Source organism: Qipengyuania sp., assembly GCF_965277845.1.
Lineage (GTDB): Bacteria > Pseudomonadota > Alphaproteobacteria > Sphingomonadales > Sphingomonadaceae > Qipengyuania.
Window position 1 is genome coordinate 1910753 of the sequence record NZ_OZ255844.1, and the last position, 14969, is coordinate 1925721.

Below are 14969 nucleotides of genomic sequence, written 5' to 3' on the forward strand. Positions count from 1 at the left end.
CGTCGCCTCCGTTCGGATCGTGATAGCCGAACGATCGGGAAACGCACAGGGCGAGAATACCGTCCGCGCGTGCGGTCCTACTCGCCCTCGGCCTCTTCCTCTTCCGCGGCCCTGCGCGCGACTGCGCTGAGCACGTCGGTGAGGTCGAGTTGCGCGCGCGGTGTCCATTGCGTGCCTTCGGAGACTTCGGCCAGTTCGTCGAGGTGGCGCTGCGCTTCGCGGGCGAGGTGGCCGCCATGCGGGTCCGCAGCGACAGGACCCAGCGTATGGCGGGCGAGCACAATCTTTCCCTCGCGCGCCTGCATGAGCCCGGCGTTCATTGCGAGGCCGAGGTCGAAAGGCGAAAGCTGCGCCGCGCGTTCGAGCGCATGCCGCGCCGTCTCATTGGGCGCTTCGCCGCGCTGGACGAAGCTGCGGTAGTAATAAATCAGCGGCAATGGGTGATCCTGTTCGAGCCGGTTGAGCGCCGAGAAGGGCTTCATCGCCGCAGCATAAGCGGCGTCCGGGTCCTCGGCATCCGCGGCCTTGTCGAACAGTGCCAGGCCCTTCTGGACGAGCGCGTTCTTGACCGTCGGATCGATTGCCAGCGCGCGATCGGCGGCGGCGATGGCCGCTTCATTGTTTCCAGCATCGAACTCCGCTTCGGCCAGTGCGGCAAGGACCATCGGATCGTCCGGATATTCGGCGGCCACCTCACGCACATCGGGCAGCAGTTCGAGCGCTTCCTCGCGAGAGACGCCGCGCTGCGAGCGAATGCGCAGGGGCATGACCTCGGCCTCGCCCTCGGACAGTTCGCGCACATGCACCGGGTTGGTCGGGAGCAAGTCCGCGGGGAGGTCGAACACGTTCATCCGGCGCTGTTTGAGATAGCGATCGAGCTCCTTCTGCAGTTCGTCGAGGTCGCCGAATGCGTTATCCGCCGCTTCGCGTTGATCGGTACCCTGGGCGATCTCCGTAATGTATTGGCGTAACTGACCCCGGCGTTCCTCGGAAAAAAAGAGGAAGTGATACAGTGCCCAGGATCGACCATAGAACGCATCGAAGCGTTTGCCCTTCTTCTCTTCATAGAGTTTGGGATCCATCAGCTCCCTCACACTGACGTCCCGCGCATAATGCAGCTCGGCCGCGCGATGGTAAGCGGGGCGGCCGATCGCGAGGCTGCCGTCCTTGTCGAATTTGGCGGAAGCAAAGAACTCGGCCGCGCCTTCATTGACCCAACGCGGCATGGCGTAGGGTGAGGTCGACATAAGATAGTGGTGGGCGTATTCGTGTAGCAGGACAGTGACCGAGAAATCGGTTTCGCGCCCGCGCATGCTGATCGACGGTACGAAGGCACGAGAGCCCCCCGCACGCGGCAGGTAGAAGCCCGCGACATTGCCAGATTTGTCCCCGAGAAGCTTGCGGATCTTCCTCTGGTCCCCGACGACGAAGATCGTCACGCGGTTCGAGGGGCTGGGCTTGCTGGCTTCGCGCCCGTTCAGCAGGTCGAGCGCCGTATGATAGCGTTCCAGTGCCTCGCCGAATTCCTGCACGTCCTGCCAGCGGTCGTCGGCATAGATGACGAAATTGTCGGATTCGGCGACGTGCCAGTCGGCATGTGCGGGCACGGCGAGCGAAAGCGCTGCAATTGCAGCGAAAATCCTGAACATGGTTGCGACCCCTGTTTGAATGTCCACCGGGGACCCTAATGGCGTTACATGAGAATTCTATGACGAATGCGTCATACTCGCGCTCGCTATGTAACGCCCGACATTCTTCTCCAGCACATCCATCGGGACGTTCCCGCCAAGCACGACGGCATCGTTGAACGCCTTGAAGTCGTAGGCCCCGCCCAGTTCGCGCTGTGCCCGCGCGCGCTGGTCGACGATGCGGCTGTGGCCGAGCTTGTAGCCGGTCGCCTGACCCGGCCAGCTGCAATAGCGATCGACTTCGCTCTCGACCTCGGCCGGCTTGCTGCCATTGCGCGTGACGAAGAAATCGACTGCCTTGGCGCGGCTCCATCCCTTTGCGTGCAGCCCGGTGTCGACCACCATGCGGCAGGCGCGGAAGGCGAGGCTTTGCAGGTAACCCAGCCGGCCGACGGTGAAATCGTCATAGGCGCCGAGTTCGTCGGCCATCTGCTCGCCGTAGAGCGCCCAGCCTTCGCTGAACGGATTGAAGGCGAGGATCGAGCGGATCAGCGGCAGACGGTTCGAATATTCGCCTTCCCACACATGGCCCGGAATGGTCTCGTGATAGGTCAGATCGGCGAGGTCGTATTTGCGATGCAGGTCGGTGGTCCTGAGGTTGATCCAGAAGCGGCCCGGGATCGTCCCGTCCTTGCTTCCCGCTCCGCCATAGGCGCCCGGCGCGCCGACTTCCTCGGCGGGCGGAATCCGGCGCACTTCGAGATTGGGATCGACCAGCGTGTTGAAGGCGCGCGGCATCTGCGCCTTGATCCAGTCGATCCGCTCGGCGATGAAATCCATGATCTGCGCGCGGCCCGGATCGCCCTCGGCGAACTGGTAGCGCGGGTCCTGCGAAAGCGCCTGCATGCGCTCGCCCGCCGTGCCGCTGGTATAGCCGATATCGCGCAGGATCGGGTCCATCCGCGCGTGCAGCGCCTCCAGTTCCTCCAACCCCTGCCGGTGCACCTCGTCGGGCGTCAGCCGCGTGGTCGTGCTCGAACGCAGCGCCCAGGCGTAGAATTCCTCGCCGTGCGGGCTTGCGGAAATGCCGGGATCGTCGGTCGCGACCGCGCGTTCGGCGCGCAATTCGTCGAGCTGGCGCGTCAGCGCTTCGGCAATCGGGCCGGCTTCGAGGATCGCGGCGCGGTTGGCGTGGCTCTCGGGCATGCCCCTGGTATTCAGCTTGGCGCGCAGATCGGCGGCGAAGAGCTCGCCCTTGCCCGCGCTGGCGATAGTCTGCTTCATCTGCCCGATCGCCTTGTCGAGCAGGAAGGATGGCGGCACCACGCCCATGCCCCGTGCCGCGCTGATGCGCGCCAGCTCGCCATCGAACACGGCGGGCATCTGCTCCATCCGCTCGATATAGGCATCGGCGTCGTCGCCGTTCTCGACCTTGTGGTTCGCCTGCATGAAGCGCGGCAGGGCCAGATATTCGCCGACGTTCTGGATCACCACATAGGGCGCGGTGCGCCAGTTGCCGACCGGCGTATCGCCATAGGGCAGGGCAAATCCGTCGAGCGCGAGATCGTAGGCGCTCTCGACCACATCGAGGCTGGTCAGCGTGTCGCTGTCGAGTCCCTCGCGTGGGAAGGCGCGCACGCGTTCCAGATCGCGGCGCAGCGTCGCAGCATAAGCCTCTTGTCCAGCGGGTGACTGATCTTCCAGCCTGCCGCGCAGGTAGGCGTAGCGCCCGGTATCGACCCCCAGCGCGGTTGCACGTTCGGGTTCGTGTTCGAGCAGATTGTAGCCCACCACTTCGAGCAGGCGCTGCGCTCCGATCGAGCGCGCCTGCGATATGGCCTCCGGCCGGGCCGTGGCGGCGCATCCGGAAAGTGCGAGGGCGGAGGTCGCGCCGAGACCGGCAAGGGCCTGGCGACGGGTGATGGATGTGCTGGCAATGGTCATGCGCGCGGGTGTGCTTCGCACGCGCAGGGCTGTCAAATACCGTGCAAGCTGCGTATGGCGACGCGCATGCTCGATGCCGTGCTTTCCATCACCGTCCTTGCCGCGATCCTGCTGATCATCGGTGCGTTCTTCCTATGGCGCCGGACGGGCAATGTGAAGAATGCGCTGCTGATGGTGCTGCTGGCTGCCGTGGCGCTGATGAATGTCGCGATCTGGACCCTGCCCGATGCGGGTGGCGAGGCCCCGCTAGACAGGCTCGAGCAGGGCGCACGCTAGGCACGGATCAGTCGGGCAAGCGCCACAGCACCGAGCCGGTGTAGCTGCCCGCAACCGCCTCGCCAGTACCGCCGCGCGCGGGTTCGAAGCGGGCACGCTTGCTGACGAGACGGCAGGTTGCCGCGTCGAGCTCGCCATGGCCGGTCGATGCGGTGACGGTGCAACCGGTCACGCGCCCATTGGCCGCAATCTTAAGCTGGAAGGTGGCAAGCCCGATCAGTTCCTTCCTGATCCACGCCGGACGATAGTCATTGTCCGAGAACCACGCCGCCGGATCGTTTCGCGGCTTCGCCCCAACCGGCGTGAAGCTCGGCTGCGGTGCGGGCGTGGGGACGGCCGTACCCAGCCCAGGCGAAGGCGTTGGCAGGGGCGGGAAGATCAATTCGGTGCTCGGGATGGTCGGCGCCATCGTGTCCAGCTCGAACTTGGGCTGCGGAACATGCACCAGCGGTTCGGTCGGCTGCGCGGGTTTCGCCTCCACGGGGTCAGCGGGCGGCTCCGGCGGTAGCGGCGGCGGAGTGTCCGGAATATCGCGAACCTCCCAATCGGTTCTCACCTCGGGGATGACGCCTGTCACGGTCAGACCCGTTACGAGCAGTGCGGCGACTGCGGCATGCACCCCGATGACGGCGGCGATGCCTGCGGGAGACGGCCCGCGGGATTGGTCGACATAGGACATGGATGGTGCTCCTCTTCCAAAGCGGGAGGCGTTCTTGCGACTCCTCGTTTGGAAAATGTTACAACATAACAATAATTCGACAAGCAGTTTCGCGTTGCGAAACAAACCTTGCCAATGTCCTACAGTTTGGAAGGCCGATCAGCCCGCCCGATCACTTGATCGGACAGCTCGGGTCGAGGCGGAAGTCGAGATAGTTGTCGACCGACTTCATCAGCTCTTCCTGCTCGTTTTCGAAGAAGTGGTTCGCGCGCGGGATTTCCTCGTGATGCACGGTGATGTGCTTCTGCGTGCGCAGCTTCTCGACCAGCTTGGTCACCGCCTGCGGCTGGACCACGGTGTCCTGCGCGCCGTGGATGAAGATCCCGCTGGCAGGGCAGGGCGCGAGGAAGGAGAAATCGTACATGCTCGCGGGCGCGCCGATGCTGATCCAGCCGCGAATCTCGGGGCGGCGCATCAGCAGCTGCATGCCGATCAGTGCGCCGAAGCTGACGCCGGCGACCCAGGTCACCTGCGCTTCGGGATGGACCTGCTGCACCCAGTCGAGCGCGCTGGCCGCGTCCGACAGTTCGCCGATGCCGTTGTCGAAACTGCCCTGGCTGCGGCCGACGCCGCGGAAGTTGAAGCGCAGCGTCGCGAAGCCGCGGTTGACGAAGGTCTTGTAGAGCCGCTGGGTGATCTGTTCGTTCATCGTCCCGCCGCCCTGCGGGTGCGGGTGGAGGATCATCGCCACCGGTGCGCGCGGACGCGGAGCGGGAGAGAAACGGCCTTCGAGGCGGCCTTCGGGGCCGGGAAAGATCACGGTCGGCATGGGGAGGTATACCCTGGTCGAAATTTTCATGGGCGCGGCGCCCGACAGGGCTTGCGCGAGGTTGCGCGCTATATAGGGTTTACTGCCCAATTCGCAATCATTTCGAGCCTGTATCATCCCGGAACGTATCTATCTCGACCACGCCGCCACCATGCCGCTGCGCCCGGAGGCGCGGGCGGCGATGGAAGAGGGCTTCGCGCAGTGGGCCAATCCCTCGAGCCCGCACGCGGCTGGCCGTAAGGCGCGCAGCCTGCTGGAGGATGCGCGCGACCGGCTCAGGGAAGCGGTCGGCTGGGATGGCGAGGTGATTTTCACTTCGGGGGCGAGCGAGGCGGCGGCGCTGGCGTTGCAGCATGCGAATGCGCGAGCCCGGCTCGTGTCCACGGTAGAGCACGATTGCATGCTGCAGGCGGCCCCGGATGCGGAGCGCCTGCCGGTACGCAGCGACGGCGCGCTCGATCTCGAGGTGCTGAGCGAGGCAGTGCAGCGCGAGCGGCCGCTGGTCGCGGTACAACAGGTCAATTCGGAAACCGGCAACCGGCAGGATCTGTCTGCCATCGCCGGGATCGTCCACCAGGCGGGTGGGCTGTTACTCGCCGATTGCGCGCAAGGGGCAGGCAAAATGCCCCTGCCGCCCTGCGACATGGCGATCGTATCGGCGCACAAGTTCGGCGGGCCGATCGGTGTCGGTGCGCTTTTGGTGAAGGACTATGCGATGCTCGCCCCCTCGGGCGGGCAGGAGCGCGGCTATCGGCGCGGGACCGAGAACATGCCCGGCGCGCTCGGCATGGTCGCGGCTCTGGAGGGCCTTGGCGAGCCTTTCCTCGATCCTCATATCCTCGCGCCGCTGAACGAACTTGCGGAGCATTGCCGTACGCTGGGCGGCACCTGGCTGTCCGATCCCCTGTCCGATCCCACGCCCTATATCCGAGCCATGGCCATGCCCGATATGAGTGCCACGGCGCAGGTCATGCGCCTCGACATGGCCGGGATTGCGGTGTCGCAGGGTAGCGCCTGTTCGAGCGGGACGATGAAGACCAGCCGCGTGCTCGAGGCGATGCAGGTCGAACCGGAGATCGCCGCGAACACCATCCGCGTCTCGGTCGGCTGGAACACGACACGCGCCGAGGTGGAACGCTTCTGCGAAGTGTGGCGCGATCTGGCGAAGGGATGAGCTTCGGACCCTCAACCTTCCTCGTCACCCCGGTCCCCGAGCCGGGGTCCAGCTTCTTGCGAGTGCAGCCGACAAAAAGCGGGATCCCGGATCAGGTCCGGGATGACGCACGAAAGTGGGCAGCGAAATCGCCCCTTTCCTACACGGCAGAAATCGGACAGCCACCGGTGCATGGAATCTTCCACGCCCCGGACCCCGTTTGCGGCCCCCGCTCCGTGTCCGTCACCCGCGGCTCGCAGGGCGAAGCGCGCGCAATTCCGCGGCCTTCAACCATCCGCCAAAAAGTGACACGGTGTAAACTTCGTCACCCAGATACTATCGCAAGGGTCGCATGATCTATCTCGACTACCAGGCCACCACCCCGCTCGCGCCCGAGGCGCGCGATGCGATGCTGCGCTGGCTCGACGGGCCGGGCGGCACCGGTTTCGGAAATCCGCATTCCGCGCACCGGATGGGCCGTCAGGCCAGGGCCGCGATCGAACTGGCGCGCGATCAGGTTGCTGCGCTGTTTCCGCCCAATGGCCGCGTGATCTTCACCGGCGGCGCGACCGAGGCGCTCAATCTCGCCATTCGCGGGTCGGGGCAGGGCGGCACGGTCTCCTATTCGGCGATCGAGCATTCGGCGGTCGGCGATACCGCGCAGGACGCGGGCAAGAGCCATGTGCTCAACGTCGCCAAGAACGGGCAATGCAACACCAAGCAGGACCTTCCGGCCGACACGCGGCTGGTTTGCGTCATGCAGGTCAACAACGAGATCGGGACCATCCAGCCGACCATCGAATGGCACCGCAAGGCCAAGGAAAACAACGCGCTGTTCCTGTGCGATGCGGTGCAGGCCTATGGCCGGATCGAGCTGACCGGCGCGGACATGATCGCGATATCGGCGCACAAATTCCACGGCCCCAAGGGTGTGGGTGCGCTGTGGGTGCGCGACGGGCTCGATCTGCACGAGGTACAGACCGGTGGCGGGCAGGAGTTCGGCCTGCGTTCGGGCACACTCAGCCCTGCGCTGATCGCGGGGATGGGCGCCGCCGCCGCCGAGGCCAAGGACCGCATGGAACAGGATCGCGAGCATGTCGAAAAGCTCTGGCGGCGTGCGCGCGAGTTCTTTGTGGATTGGACCCTGAACGGCAGCGAGGAGGCGCGCTGGCACGGCAATCTCAACATCCGCCGCAAGGGGCTGGATGTCGCCCGCCTGATGAGCGATGTGCGCGATGTGATGTTCTCCGCCGGCAGCGCCTGCGCCAGCGGATCGGGCCGCCCGAGCCATGTGCTCAAGGCCATCGGTCTAAGCGACAAACAAGCGAAAAACTCGATCCGCCTCGGCTTCGGGCGCTACACCACGCCGGAGGAAATCGAGGAAGCGGCGGGCAAGATCAATGCGGCAGCGGAGGCGCAGGGACTGTGAAGATCGAATTCGTCACGTCGCAGGGCGAGACCGTCACTGCCGAGGCCGAGCCGGGCGAAAACCTGCTGCGCGTAGCGCAGGCGGCAGGGCTGCCGCTGGAAGGGACCTGCGAGGGCCAGATGGCCTGCTCCACCTGCCACGTGATCGTCGCGCCCGAATGGTTCGACCGGCTGGAGGAGGCGAGCGAGGAGGAAGAGGACATGCTCGATCTCGCCGCCGGTGTCGCCCGCACCAGCCGCCTATCCTGCCAGATCGAGCTGACTGCGCAAATGGACGGCCTGACCGTGCGCATCCCCGCCGAAAGCCACGACATGCGGCGGTACTAGGTAGCTTAAGGCCTTGCCATATGCGCGTGGCATTCTAGGGCTGCGGCCGTGTCGCGGCGTATTGCCATCCTGTGCCTCCTGGCACTGTTTTCCTTTGCCACCGCGCCCGCCGGGTTCATGCCGGGGGCGGCGGCGAGCGGGCCGGCGCTGCTGATCTGTCCCGGCTCGACCGAGATCGGCAACGGTACATTCGCCGGTCCGCGGCACTCCCGGCAACAGACCGGGGCGATGGCCGGCCATCACGACCACCATCACGCAGCGCCGGGCGACAGTGACGACAAGGCCGAGGCGGATGCGGGCAATGCATTCTGCGACTACGGGACGCAGGCGCAGGCCGATGTTCCGCCTTCTCCCGTCGCGTCGGGGGATGTGCAGCCCTACATTCGTACCGAACTGCTTCCTGCCAGCCCGCTGACCACCATATTCCCGGCCGCGCTGCCCCCGTCGACCGGCCCTCCCAGACACTCCTGAACCCGCCGCGCCGCGTCCCGACGCCGGCGTGCATTCCTTCTGCAATTCAGGATTATCTACGATGAAACACGTGCTTTCTTGCGCGGGTGCCCTCGCGGCGCTCGCCCTTCCGACGTTTGCCCATGCACACAATGTCTATGCCGACGACCACGCGCCGATCGGCGTGATGGCCGATCACGCGCACAAGCAGGGCGAATTCATGGTCTCTTTCCGCGCCATGCATATGGAAATGAGCGGCAACCAGATCGGCACCGACGATGTCGCCGCCGACACTATCGTGACGACCGTTCCCAACCGCTTTGCCGGCATGCCGATGCAGCCGCCCACCCTGCGAATCGTGCCCACCGAAATGCGCACCGACATGTACATGCTCGGCATGATGTATGCCCCGTCGGACGCGGTCACGCTGATGGTCATGGGCCACTATATCGAGAAAGAGATGGACCACCTCACCTATCAGGGCGGGATGGGCACCACTGTGCTGGGCACCTTCCAGACCAATCCCAAGGCCTTGGGTGACACCAAGGTGGCGGCCCTGTTCCCGCTGATCGGCATTCCCGAGGCGGGCGCGATGAGGGCGGACGAGTTGACCCTTAAGGTCGGTATCAGCCTGCCGACGGGCTCGACCGACGAGACCGCCACCATTCTCACGCCCATGGGCATGCAGCCGACGGTGCGCGTGCCCTATATGATGCAGGCGGGGACGGGGACCTGGGACCTCGAACCCGCGCTCACCTACAAGGCGCGCCGCGGTGCGATCGGTTTCGGGGCGCAGGCCGCCGCCTCGATCAGGCTCGATTCGAACAAGTGGGGCTATGCTTTCGGCGACACTTACGAGGCGACCGCCTGGGCCAGCTACCGTCCTGCGCAGTGGATGAGCCTGTCGGGTCGCGCCAAGGCGCGGACCATGGGCCGCATAGACGGGATCGATCCAAACATCATGGGGCCGGTGCAGACCGCCAATCCCGACTTCCAGGGCGGCGAACGCGTCGACCTGCTGGCCGGCGTCAATCTCGTCGGCACGCATGGAGCGCTGGCCGGACATCGACTGGGTATCGAACTGGGTCTGCCGGTCTATCAGGATCTCAACGGCCCGCAGATGGCGGCCGACTGGAACCTGACCGTGGGGTGGCAGAAAGCCTTCTGATCGCCCATGCAAAAGCCCCGCCGCATCGCTGCGGCGGGGCCCTCGCTGTGAAATGCGTCGTGCCGGATCAGGCGGCTTCGAGTTCTGCCTGTTCGACGGTTTCACCCAGACTATCGATCAACGCCTTGCTGAAGGCGGGAATGTCGTCGGGATTGCGGCTGGTGATGATCTGGCCATCTGTTGCGACTTCCTGGTCGACCACGTTCGCACCCGCATTCTTCAGGTCGGTGCGAATCGAGGGCCAGCCGGTCACGGTCTTGCCGTCGATGAGGCCTGCTTCGGCGAGCAACCACGGTGCGTGGCAGATCGCGGCGATCGGCTTGCCGGCCATGCCGAATTCGCGGACGATCGCGATCGCGCGTTCGTTCATGCGCAGGATATCGGGGTTCATCTGGCCGCCGGGAAGCAACAGGGCGTCATAGCCTTCGCAATTGGCAACTTCGTCGACCGTCTTGTCGACACGGACGCTTTCGCCCCAATTGCCATCCTGCCAGCCCTTGATTTCACCGCTCTCGAGACTCACGACTTCGGTCTCGATTCCGGCTTTTTCGAGATTGGCCTTGGGCTTCATCAGTTCGGACTGTTCGAAGCCGTCGGTGGCGAGGATCATTACGCGCTTGGTCATGGGGTAGCTCCTTGATTTCGTGTTGCCTTTGCAACGCGTGGGGAAAGCGCGACGTTCCGTTCTTCTAGGCGAGCCGTGGCAGTGATAGGGCAAGGCGCATGGCCGCCAAAGAAACTGCTCTCGACGACGAAAAAGACCCCTTCGACGCAATCGTCGATGCCCCTTTCGACAGCGCGCTGTCGGAGCGGTATCTCGTCTATGCGCTCTCGACGATCACCGCGCGTTCGCTGCCCGATCTGCGTGATGGGTTGAAGCCGGTCCACCGCCGCTTGCTCTGGACCATGCGGCAGTTGAAGCTCGATCCGGCGAGCGGGTTCAAAAAATCGGCGCGCGTGGTGGGCGAGGTGATCGGCAAATACCACCCACATGGCGACACCGCGGCCTACGACGCGATGGTCCGCCTCGCGCAGGATTTCGCGCTGCGCTATCCGCTGGTCGAAGGGCAGGGGAACTTCGGCAATATCGACGGCGATAACGCAGCCGCATACCGTTATACCGAAGCGCGCCTGACCAAGACCGCTATGCGCCTGATGGAGGGCCTCGACGCAGGCACGGTCGATTTCATCCCGACCTACAACAACGAGGAAGAAGAGCCGGAAATCATGCCGGGCCTCTTCCCCAACCTGCTCGCCAATGGCGCCAGCGGCATCGCGGTCGGCATGGCGACGAACATCCCCTCGCACAATGTCGCCGAAATCGTCGATGCCACGCTCGAAGTGATCGACAATCCGCATGTCGAGCATGCGCGGCTGATGGAGCTGTTCAAGGGTCCCGATTTCGCCACCGGCGGGATTGTCGCCGAAAGCGCGGAAGCGGTGGCCCAGGCCTATGAGACCGGGCGCGGGTCCTTCCGGGTGCGCGGGCGTTTCCATGCCGCCGAGGCGGAGAAGGCGGAGGATCGCGAGGCGGGAATCGAGCGGCTGGGCGGTGGCCAGTGGCAGCTCGTCATCAGCGAGATCCCCTACCAGGTTCCCAAGGGCAAGCTGATCGAACAGATCGCCCAGGCCATTGCCGACAAGAAGCTGCCGATTCTCGAGGACGTGCGCGACGAGAGTGACGAACATATCCGCATCGTGCTCGTCCCGCGCAGCCGCAATGTCGATCCCGAACTGCTCAAGGAATCGCTCTACAAGCTGACCGATCTCGAAACGCGTTTCGGCCTCAATCTCAACGTGCTCGATGCCGGACGCACGCCGATGGTGATGGGGCTGAAGGAAGTCCTGACCCACTGGATCGCCAGCCAGATCGACATCCTTCAACGCCGCAGCCAACACCGGCTCGACCAGATCGCGCGGCGGCTGGAGCTGGTCGAAGGCTATATCATCGCCTTCCTCAATCTCGACCGGGTGATCGAAATCATCCGCACCAAAGACGAGCCCAAGCCGGTGATGATGGAGGAATTCAAGCTCACCGACCGGCAGGCCGAGGCGATCCTCAACATGCGGTTGCGCAGTCTGCGCAAGCTGGAGGAAATGCAGCTCCGGAACGAGAAGGACGAGCTGCTCAAGGAACAGGACGAGCTCGAGAAACTGCTCGGAAGTCCCGCGCGCCAGCGTACGCGGTTGAAGCGCGATCTCAATTCCTTGCGCAAGGAATACGGGCCCGAGACCGAGCTCGGCCGCCGCCGCACCACGATCGAGGAGGCCGCGCCCGCGGTCGAGTTCAGCATGGATGCGATGATCGAGAAGGAGCCGGTCACGGTCATTCTGTCGCAGAAAGGCTGGATTCGCGGGGCCAAGGGGCACCTGCCGCTCGACCAGGAGTTTAAGTACAAGGAAGGCGACGGGCCCGCCTTCGTGCTTCACGCGCAAACCACCGACAAGTTGTTGCTGGCGACCGACATGGGGCGGTTCTTCACCCTGGGTGCGGACAAGCTGCCCGGGGCGCGTGGTTTCGGCGAACCGCTGCGCAATACGCTCGACATCGATGCCAGCGCGCAGATCGTGGCGGTGGTGGTGCACGAGGAGGGCAAGCGCCTGCTGCTCGCGGCGAGCACCGGCAAGGGCTTCGCAACCACGACGGACGAGCTGCTCGCCGAAACCCGTAAGGGCCGGCAGGTCGTCAACTTGAAGGATGATGCGCGGCTCAAGGTGGTTCGACCCATAGCGGCGGAACACGATCACGTCGCAGTGGTCGGCGACAACCGCAAGCTGGTGGTCTTCAACCTCGAGGAACTACCCACCCTGTCCAAGGGCCAAGGGGTCAAGCTCCAGAACTATCGCGATGGCGGCCTGTCGGATGCGACCACCTTCACTCTGGCCGAGGGCCTTTCATGGCAGATGGGCGGCAAGGGCGATCGCACGCGGACCGAGAACGAGATGTGGCAATGGAAGGTCGCGCGCGGCGGGGCGGGCCGACTCCCGCCGCAGGGCTTCCCGCGGGACAACACATTCTGAGATTCCGGCGTGCGGTAGGGAGGAAGATGCCGAGCTCCACGCAAAACAAAAGCCGGAGGCGATCGCTCGCCTCCGGCTCTTTTTGACCCCGTCCAAGGGTATCCGGTAAATCAGCCGGCGCTGTCGGCAGCGGGAGCCGATGCGGCCATGGCGGCATCGATCTGGGCGTTGGTCAGCAGCGCCATCAGCTCGCCGTTCGGGCCGGCTGCGAAGTGCTCGCGAAGCAGGGTGACCTTCGCCATCTCGTCGCCACCGCGGGCGATGATGATATTGTCGCCGTCGATTTCGAGAACGGTGCCGAGCGGCGCGTTCTTGGCGGTGACGGCGGCGGCGCCGACGACCAGCGCGGCATCGCGTGCGGCAATGGCCTGCTTCTGGGCCGCCTGAAGCATGCCGACGATCTGTGCCTTGGTCGCGTTGAGCGAGGCGCCCTTTTCATTGGTGCCGAAAGCGGCAGCCGGGACGGGGGCCTTCATGTCGTCGACCACGAGGATGGCCGTTTCGCCATCGACGCTTTCGACGGTGCCGATTTCCATGCCGTCGTTACCGTAGACGGTGGCGCCGGCGGTCACCGAAGCGGCAGCTTCCTGCGCGATTGCAACGCCCGGTGCGACAGCAGCGGTGGTGGTGAGGGCGGCAGCGGCAAGGGCCAGCTTCGCGATATTCATAATGCAACTCCAAGGCTTTGTTATTCGAAATACGCGGTTCCCCTACGCGCGAAACGCGCATGGAAACCGACCAAAATGGAAAGAGCGGGCAAGAGTGGTAATCCGCACCACCCGCAGTCCCCCTCCGGGAGAACGCGGGCTCTATTTCACGAATTGCGTCGTTTTGCAACCGCGTGACACTTATGCTGCATTGCACCTTAAGCCAGGCTGAAGCCGGGCCGAAGCGCTCGTTCAGCGTGCCAAGAGCTCTTCCTCGAGCAGTTCTTCGACGCGCGCGCGGGGCGGGAAATGCTCCTCGATCCAGCGTTTCTCGATACGCTGCAACATGCGCGCGACCTCGGGACCCTTGCCGACCCCACGTGCGACGATCTCGCCACCCTTGAGCGGGAAAGTGGGAGCTTGCCAGCCGATAATGGGGGCCGGGTCGCTGCCGATCAGCAGCAGGCGGTCGAGCGCGCAATCGTGCCCGACCACGTAAGCGAGCCCATGCGGGTGCTGGCCATCGGCGAGCTCGCGACGAGCGACGCACATCAGCCTGTCGCGCTGCCTGCGCGACAGGCGCAGGCGCGCGGCCACGGTCTCCGCGACCGAGACGATCGCCGGAAGCAGCGCGGCCAGCCGGCGCATCGGATCGGGAGCGATACCTGCCTTCTGCTCCGCGCCGACGAGGGTGGCGAGTTGTTCGACCTCGCGCCGCCCGCTCTCGGGCAACACTTCCTCGAGTACGCCCAGTTCGCGCATTCTGGCGAGAGTGGCGGAAGGATTGGGCAGGTCCAGCAGGTTCTGCAATTCCTGGCCGACCCTTTCGCGGCTGAGGCCTTTGAGCGTCGCCGCGAGCTCGCTGCAGGCCTTGCTCGCCTCTTCGTCCCAATCGTCGCCGAAGCGCGTGGCGAAGCGGAAATAGCGCAGGATGCGCAGATGGTCTTCCCTGATCCGGGTTGCCGCATCGCCGATAAAGCGAACGCGCCGCACGGCAAGATCCTCCAGCCCGCCGAAATAGTCGCCGATCGCAAGCGTATCGGGATGGGCGTAGAGCGCGTTGATGGTGAAATCGCGCCGCGCGGCATCCTCCTGCCATTCCTCGCTGAAGGCGATCGTCGCGCGCCGGCCGTCGGTCGCGACGTCGCGGCGCAGAGTCGTGATTTCGACGGGACCGTCCTCGAGTATCGCGGTAACCGTGCCGTGGTCGATGCCCGTCGGGACGGTGCGGATGCCGGCATCCTTGCAGCGGTCGATCACGGTTGCGGGCAGGTGCCGCGTGGCCGCATCGATGTCGTTGGCCTCGTGGCCCAGCAGCGTGTCGCGCACACAGCCACCGACCCAACGGATATCCTCCGCTCCCAGCGCCTCGACCAGTTTCGCGAGGCTTGCGCGCTGCGTCCAATCGGCTTTCGGCAACTGAGTCAAAACAAATCCCGT

Annotated in this window: 14 protein-coding genes; 7 read left to right on the top strand and 7 right to left on the bottom strand. The window is 64.9% G+C overall.

Annotated features, from left to right (window positions below):
* Positions 1-77: 77 nt before the first annotated feature.
* On the bottom strand, positions 78-1649 hold the full coding sequence (locus ACQY4G_RS09300; protein WP_421990453.1) for a DUF1570 domain-containing protein: 1572 nt from the start codon (positions 1647-1649) through the stop codon (positions 78-80).
* Positions 1650-1706: 57 nt separating this feature from the next.
* Positions 1707-3572: a DUF885 domain-containing protein gene (locus ACQY4G_RS09305; RefSeq protein ID WP_421990455.1), complete on the bottom strand. Its 1866-nt coding sequence runs from the start codon at positions 3570-3572 to the stop codon at positions 1707-1709.
* A gap of 54 nt (positions 3573-3626) precedes the next feature.
* Between ACQY4G_RS09305 and ACQY4G_RS09310 the strand changes: the two genes are divergently transcribed.
* The gene (locus tag ACQY4G_RS09310) at positions 3627-3848 is read left to right on the top strand and encodes a hypothetical protein (RefSeq protein ID WP_083508206.1); all 222 of its coding nucleotides are present in this window, start codon (positions 3627-3629) and stop codon (positions 3846-3848) included.
* A gap of 7 nt (positions 3849-3855) precedes the next feature.
* On the opposite strand, the gene ACQY4G_RS09315 is transcribed toward ACQY4G_RS09310, so the two are convergent.
* On the bottom strand, positions 3856-4527 hold the full coding sequence (locus tag ACQY4G_RS09315) for a TonB family protein (RefSeq protein WP_421990457.1): 672 nt from the start codon (positions 4525-4527) through the stop codon (positions 3856-3858).
* 151 nt (positions 4528-4678) lie between these two features.
* The gene (locus ACQY4G_RS09320) at positions 4679-5335 is read right to left on the bottom strand and encodes an alpha/beta hydrolase (protein ID WP_067691276.1); all 657 of its coding nucleotides are present in this window, start codon (positions 5333-5335) and stop codon (positions 4679-4681) included.
* Positions 5336-5486: 151 nt separating this feature from the next.
* On the opposite strand from ACQY4G_RS09320, the gene ACQY4G_RS09325 reads away from it, so the two are divergent.
* The 5 genes from ACQY4G_RS09325 (at position 5487) to ACQY4G_RS09345 (ending at position 9861) form a co-directional block, all read left to right on the top strand.
* Complete coding sequence (locus tag ACQY4G_RS09325; RefSeq protein ID WP_421990459.1) at positions 5487-6509, top strand: cysteine desulfurase family protein; 1023 nt, start codon at positions 5487-5489, stop codon at positions 6507-6509.
* 331 nt (positions 6510-6840) lie between these two features.
* Positions 6841-7917: a cysteine desulfurase family protein gene (locus tag ACQY4G_RS09330; RefSeq protein WP_421990461.1), complete on the top strand. Its 1077-nt coding sequence runs from the start codon at positions 6841-6843 to the stop codon at positions 7915-7917.
* Complete coding sequence (locus ACQY4G_RS09335; RefSeq protein ID WP_421990463.1) at positions 7914-8243, top strand: 2Fe-2S iron-sulfur cluster-binding protein; 330 nt, start codon at positions 7914-7916, stop codon at positions 8241-8243. The genes ACQY4G_RS09330 and ACQY4G_RS09335 overlap by 4 nt, the downstream gene beginning before the upstream one ends.
* A 48-nt stretch (positions 8244-8291) precedes the next feature.
* Entirely contained in the window at positions 8292-8714 is a 423-nt protein-coding gene (locus tag ACQY4G_RS09340; RefSeq protein WP_421990465.1) for a hypothetical protein, read from the top strand.
* A 61-nt stretch (positions 8715-8775) separates the two neighbouring features.
* The gene (locus tag ACQY4G_RS09345) at positions 8776-9861 is read left to right on the top strand and encodes a transporter (protein ID WP_421990467.1); all 1086 of its coding nucleotides are present in this window, start codon (positions 8776-8778) and stop codon (positions 9859-9861) included.
* 67 nt (positions 9862-9928) lie between these two features.
* Here the strand turns inward: ACQY4G_RS09345 and ACQY4G_RS09350 are convergent, their stop codons facing one another.
* The gene (locus ACQY4G_RS09350) at positions 9929-10486 is read right to left on the bottom strand and encodes a type 1 glutamine amidotransferase domain-containing protein (RefSeq protein WP_421990469.1); all 558 of its coding nucleotides are present in this window, start codon (positions 10484-10486) and stop codon (positions 9929-9931) included.
* Between the two features lie 98 nt (positions 10487-10584).
* Between ACQY4G_RS09350 and parC the strand changes: the two genes are divergently transcribed.
* Entirely contained in the window at positions 10585-12882 is a 2298-nt protein-coding gene (gene parC / locus ACQY4G_RS09355; RefSeq protein ID WP_421990471.1) for a DNA topoisomerase IV subunit A, read from the top strand.
* 110 nt (positions 12883-12992) lie between these two features.
* Here the strand turns inward: parC and ACQY4G_RS09360 are convergent, their stop codons facing one another.
* Both ACQY4G_RS09360 and ACQY4G_RS09365 read right to left on the bottom strand, forming a co-directional pair.
* Positions 12993-13550, bottom strand: a complete 558-nt coding sequence (locus tag ACQY4G_RS09360) for a hypothetical protein (RefSeq protein WP_421990473.1) — start codon at positions 13548-13550, stop codon at positions 12993-12995.
* A gap of 231 nt (positions 13551-13781) precedes the next feature.
* A complete protein-coding gene (locus ACQY4G_RS09365) occupies positions 13782-14957 on the bottom strand; it encodes a CCA tRNA nucleotidyltransferase (RefSeq protein WP_421990475.1) in 1176 nt (391 codons plus the stop codon).
* Positions 14958-14969 lie beyond the last annotated feature (12 nt).

Excerpts from the sequence above, each read along its gene's own strand:
- ACQY4G_RS09300 (WP_421990453.1), bottom strand. The coding sequence starts at position 1,649 with ATGTTCAGGATTTTCGCTGCAATTGCAGCGCTTTCGCTCGCCGTGCCC.
- ACQY4G_RS09305 (WP_421990455.1), bottom strand. The coding sequence starts at position 3,572 with ATGACCATTGCCAGCACATCCATCACCCGTCGCCAGGCCCTTGCCGGT.
- ACQY4G_RS09310 (WP_083508206.1), top strand. The coding sequence starts at position 3,627 with ATGGCGACGCGCATGCTCGATGCCGTGCTTTCCATCACCGTCCTTGCC.
- ACQY4G_RS09315 (WP_421990457.1), bottom strand. The coding sequence starts at position 4,527 with ATGTCCTATGTCGACCAATCCCGCGGGCCGTCTCCCGCAGGCATCGCC.
- ACQY4G_RS09320 (WP_067691276.1), bottom strand. The coding sequence starts at position 5,335 with ATGCCGACCGTGATCTTTCCCGGCCCCGAAGGCCGCCTCGAAGGCCGT.
- ACQY4G_RS09325 (WP_421990459.1), top strand. The coding sequence starts at position 5,487 with ATGCCGCTGCGCCCGGAGGCGCGGGCGGCGATGGAAGAGGGCTTCGCG.
- ACQY4G_RS09330 (WP_421990461.1), top strand. The coding sequence starts at position 6,841 with ATGATCTATCTCGACTACCAGGCCACCACCCCGCTCGCGCCCGAGGCG.
- ACQY4G_RS09345 (WP_421990467.1), top strand. The coding sequence starts at position 8,776 with ATGAAACACGTGCTTTCTTGCGCGGGTGCCCTCGCGGCGCTCGCCCTT.
- ACQY4G_RS09350 (WP_421990469.1), bottom strand. The coding sequence starts at position 10,486 with ATGACCAAGCGCGTAATGATCCTCGCCACCGACGGCTTCGAACAGTCC.
- parC (WP_421990471.1), top strand. The coding sequence starts at position 10,585 with ATGGCCGCCAAAGAAACTGCTCTCGACGACGAAAAAGACCCCTTCGAC.
- ACQY4G_RS09360 (WP_421990473.1), bottom strand. The coding sequence starts at position 13,550 with ATGAATATCGCGAAGCTGGCCCTTGCCGCTGCCGCCCTCACCACCACC.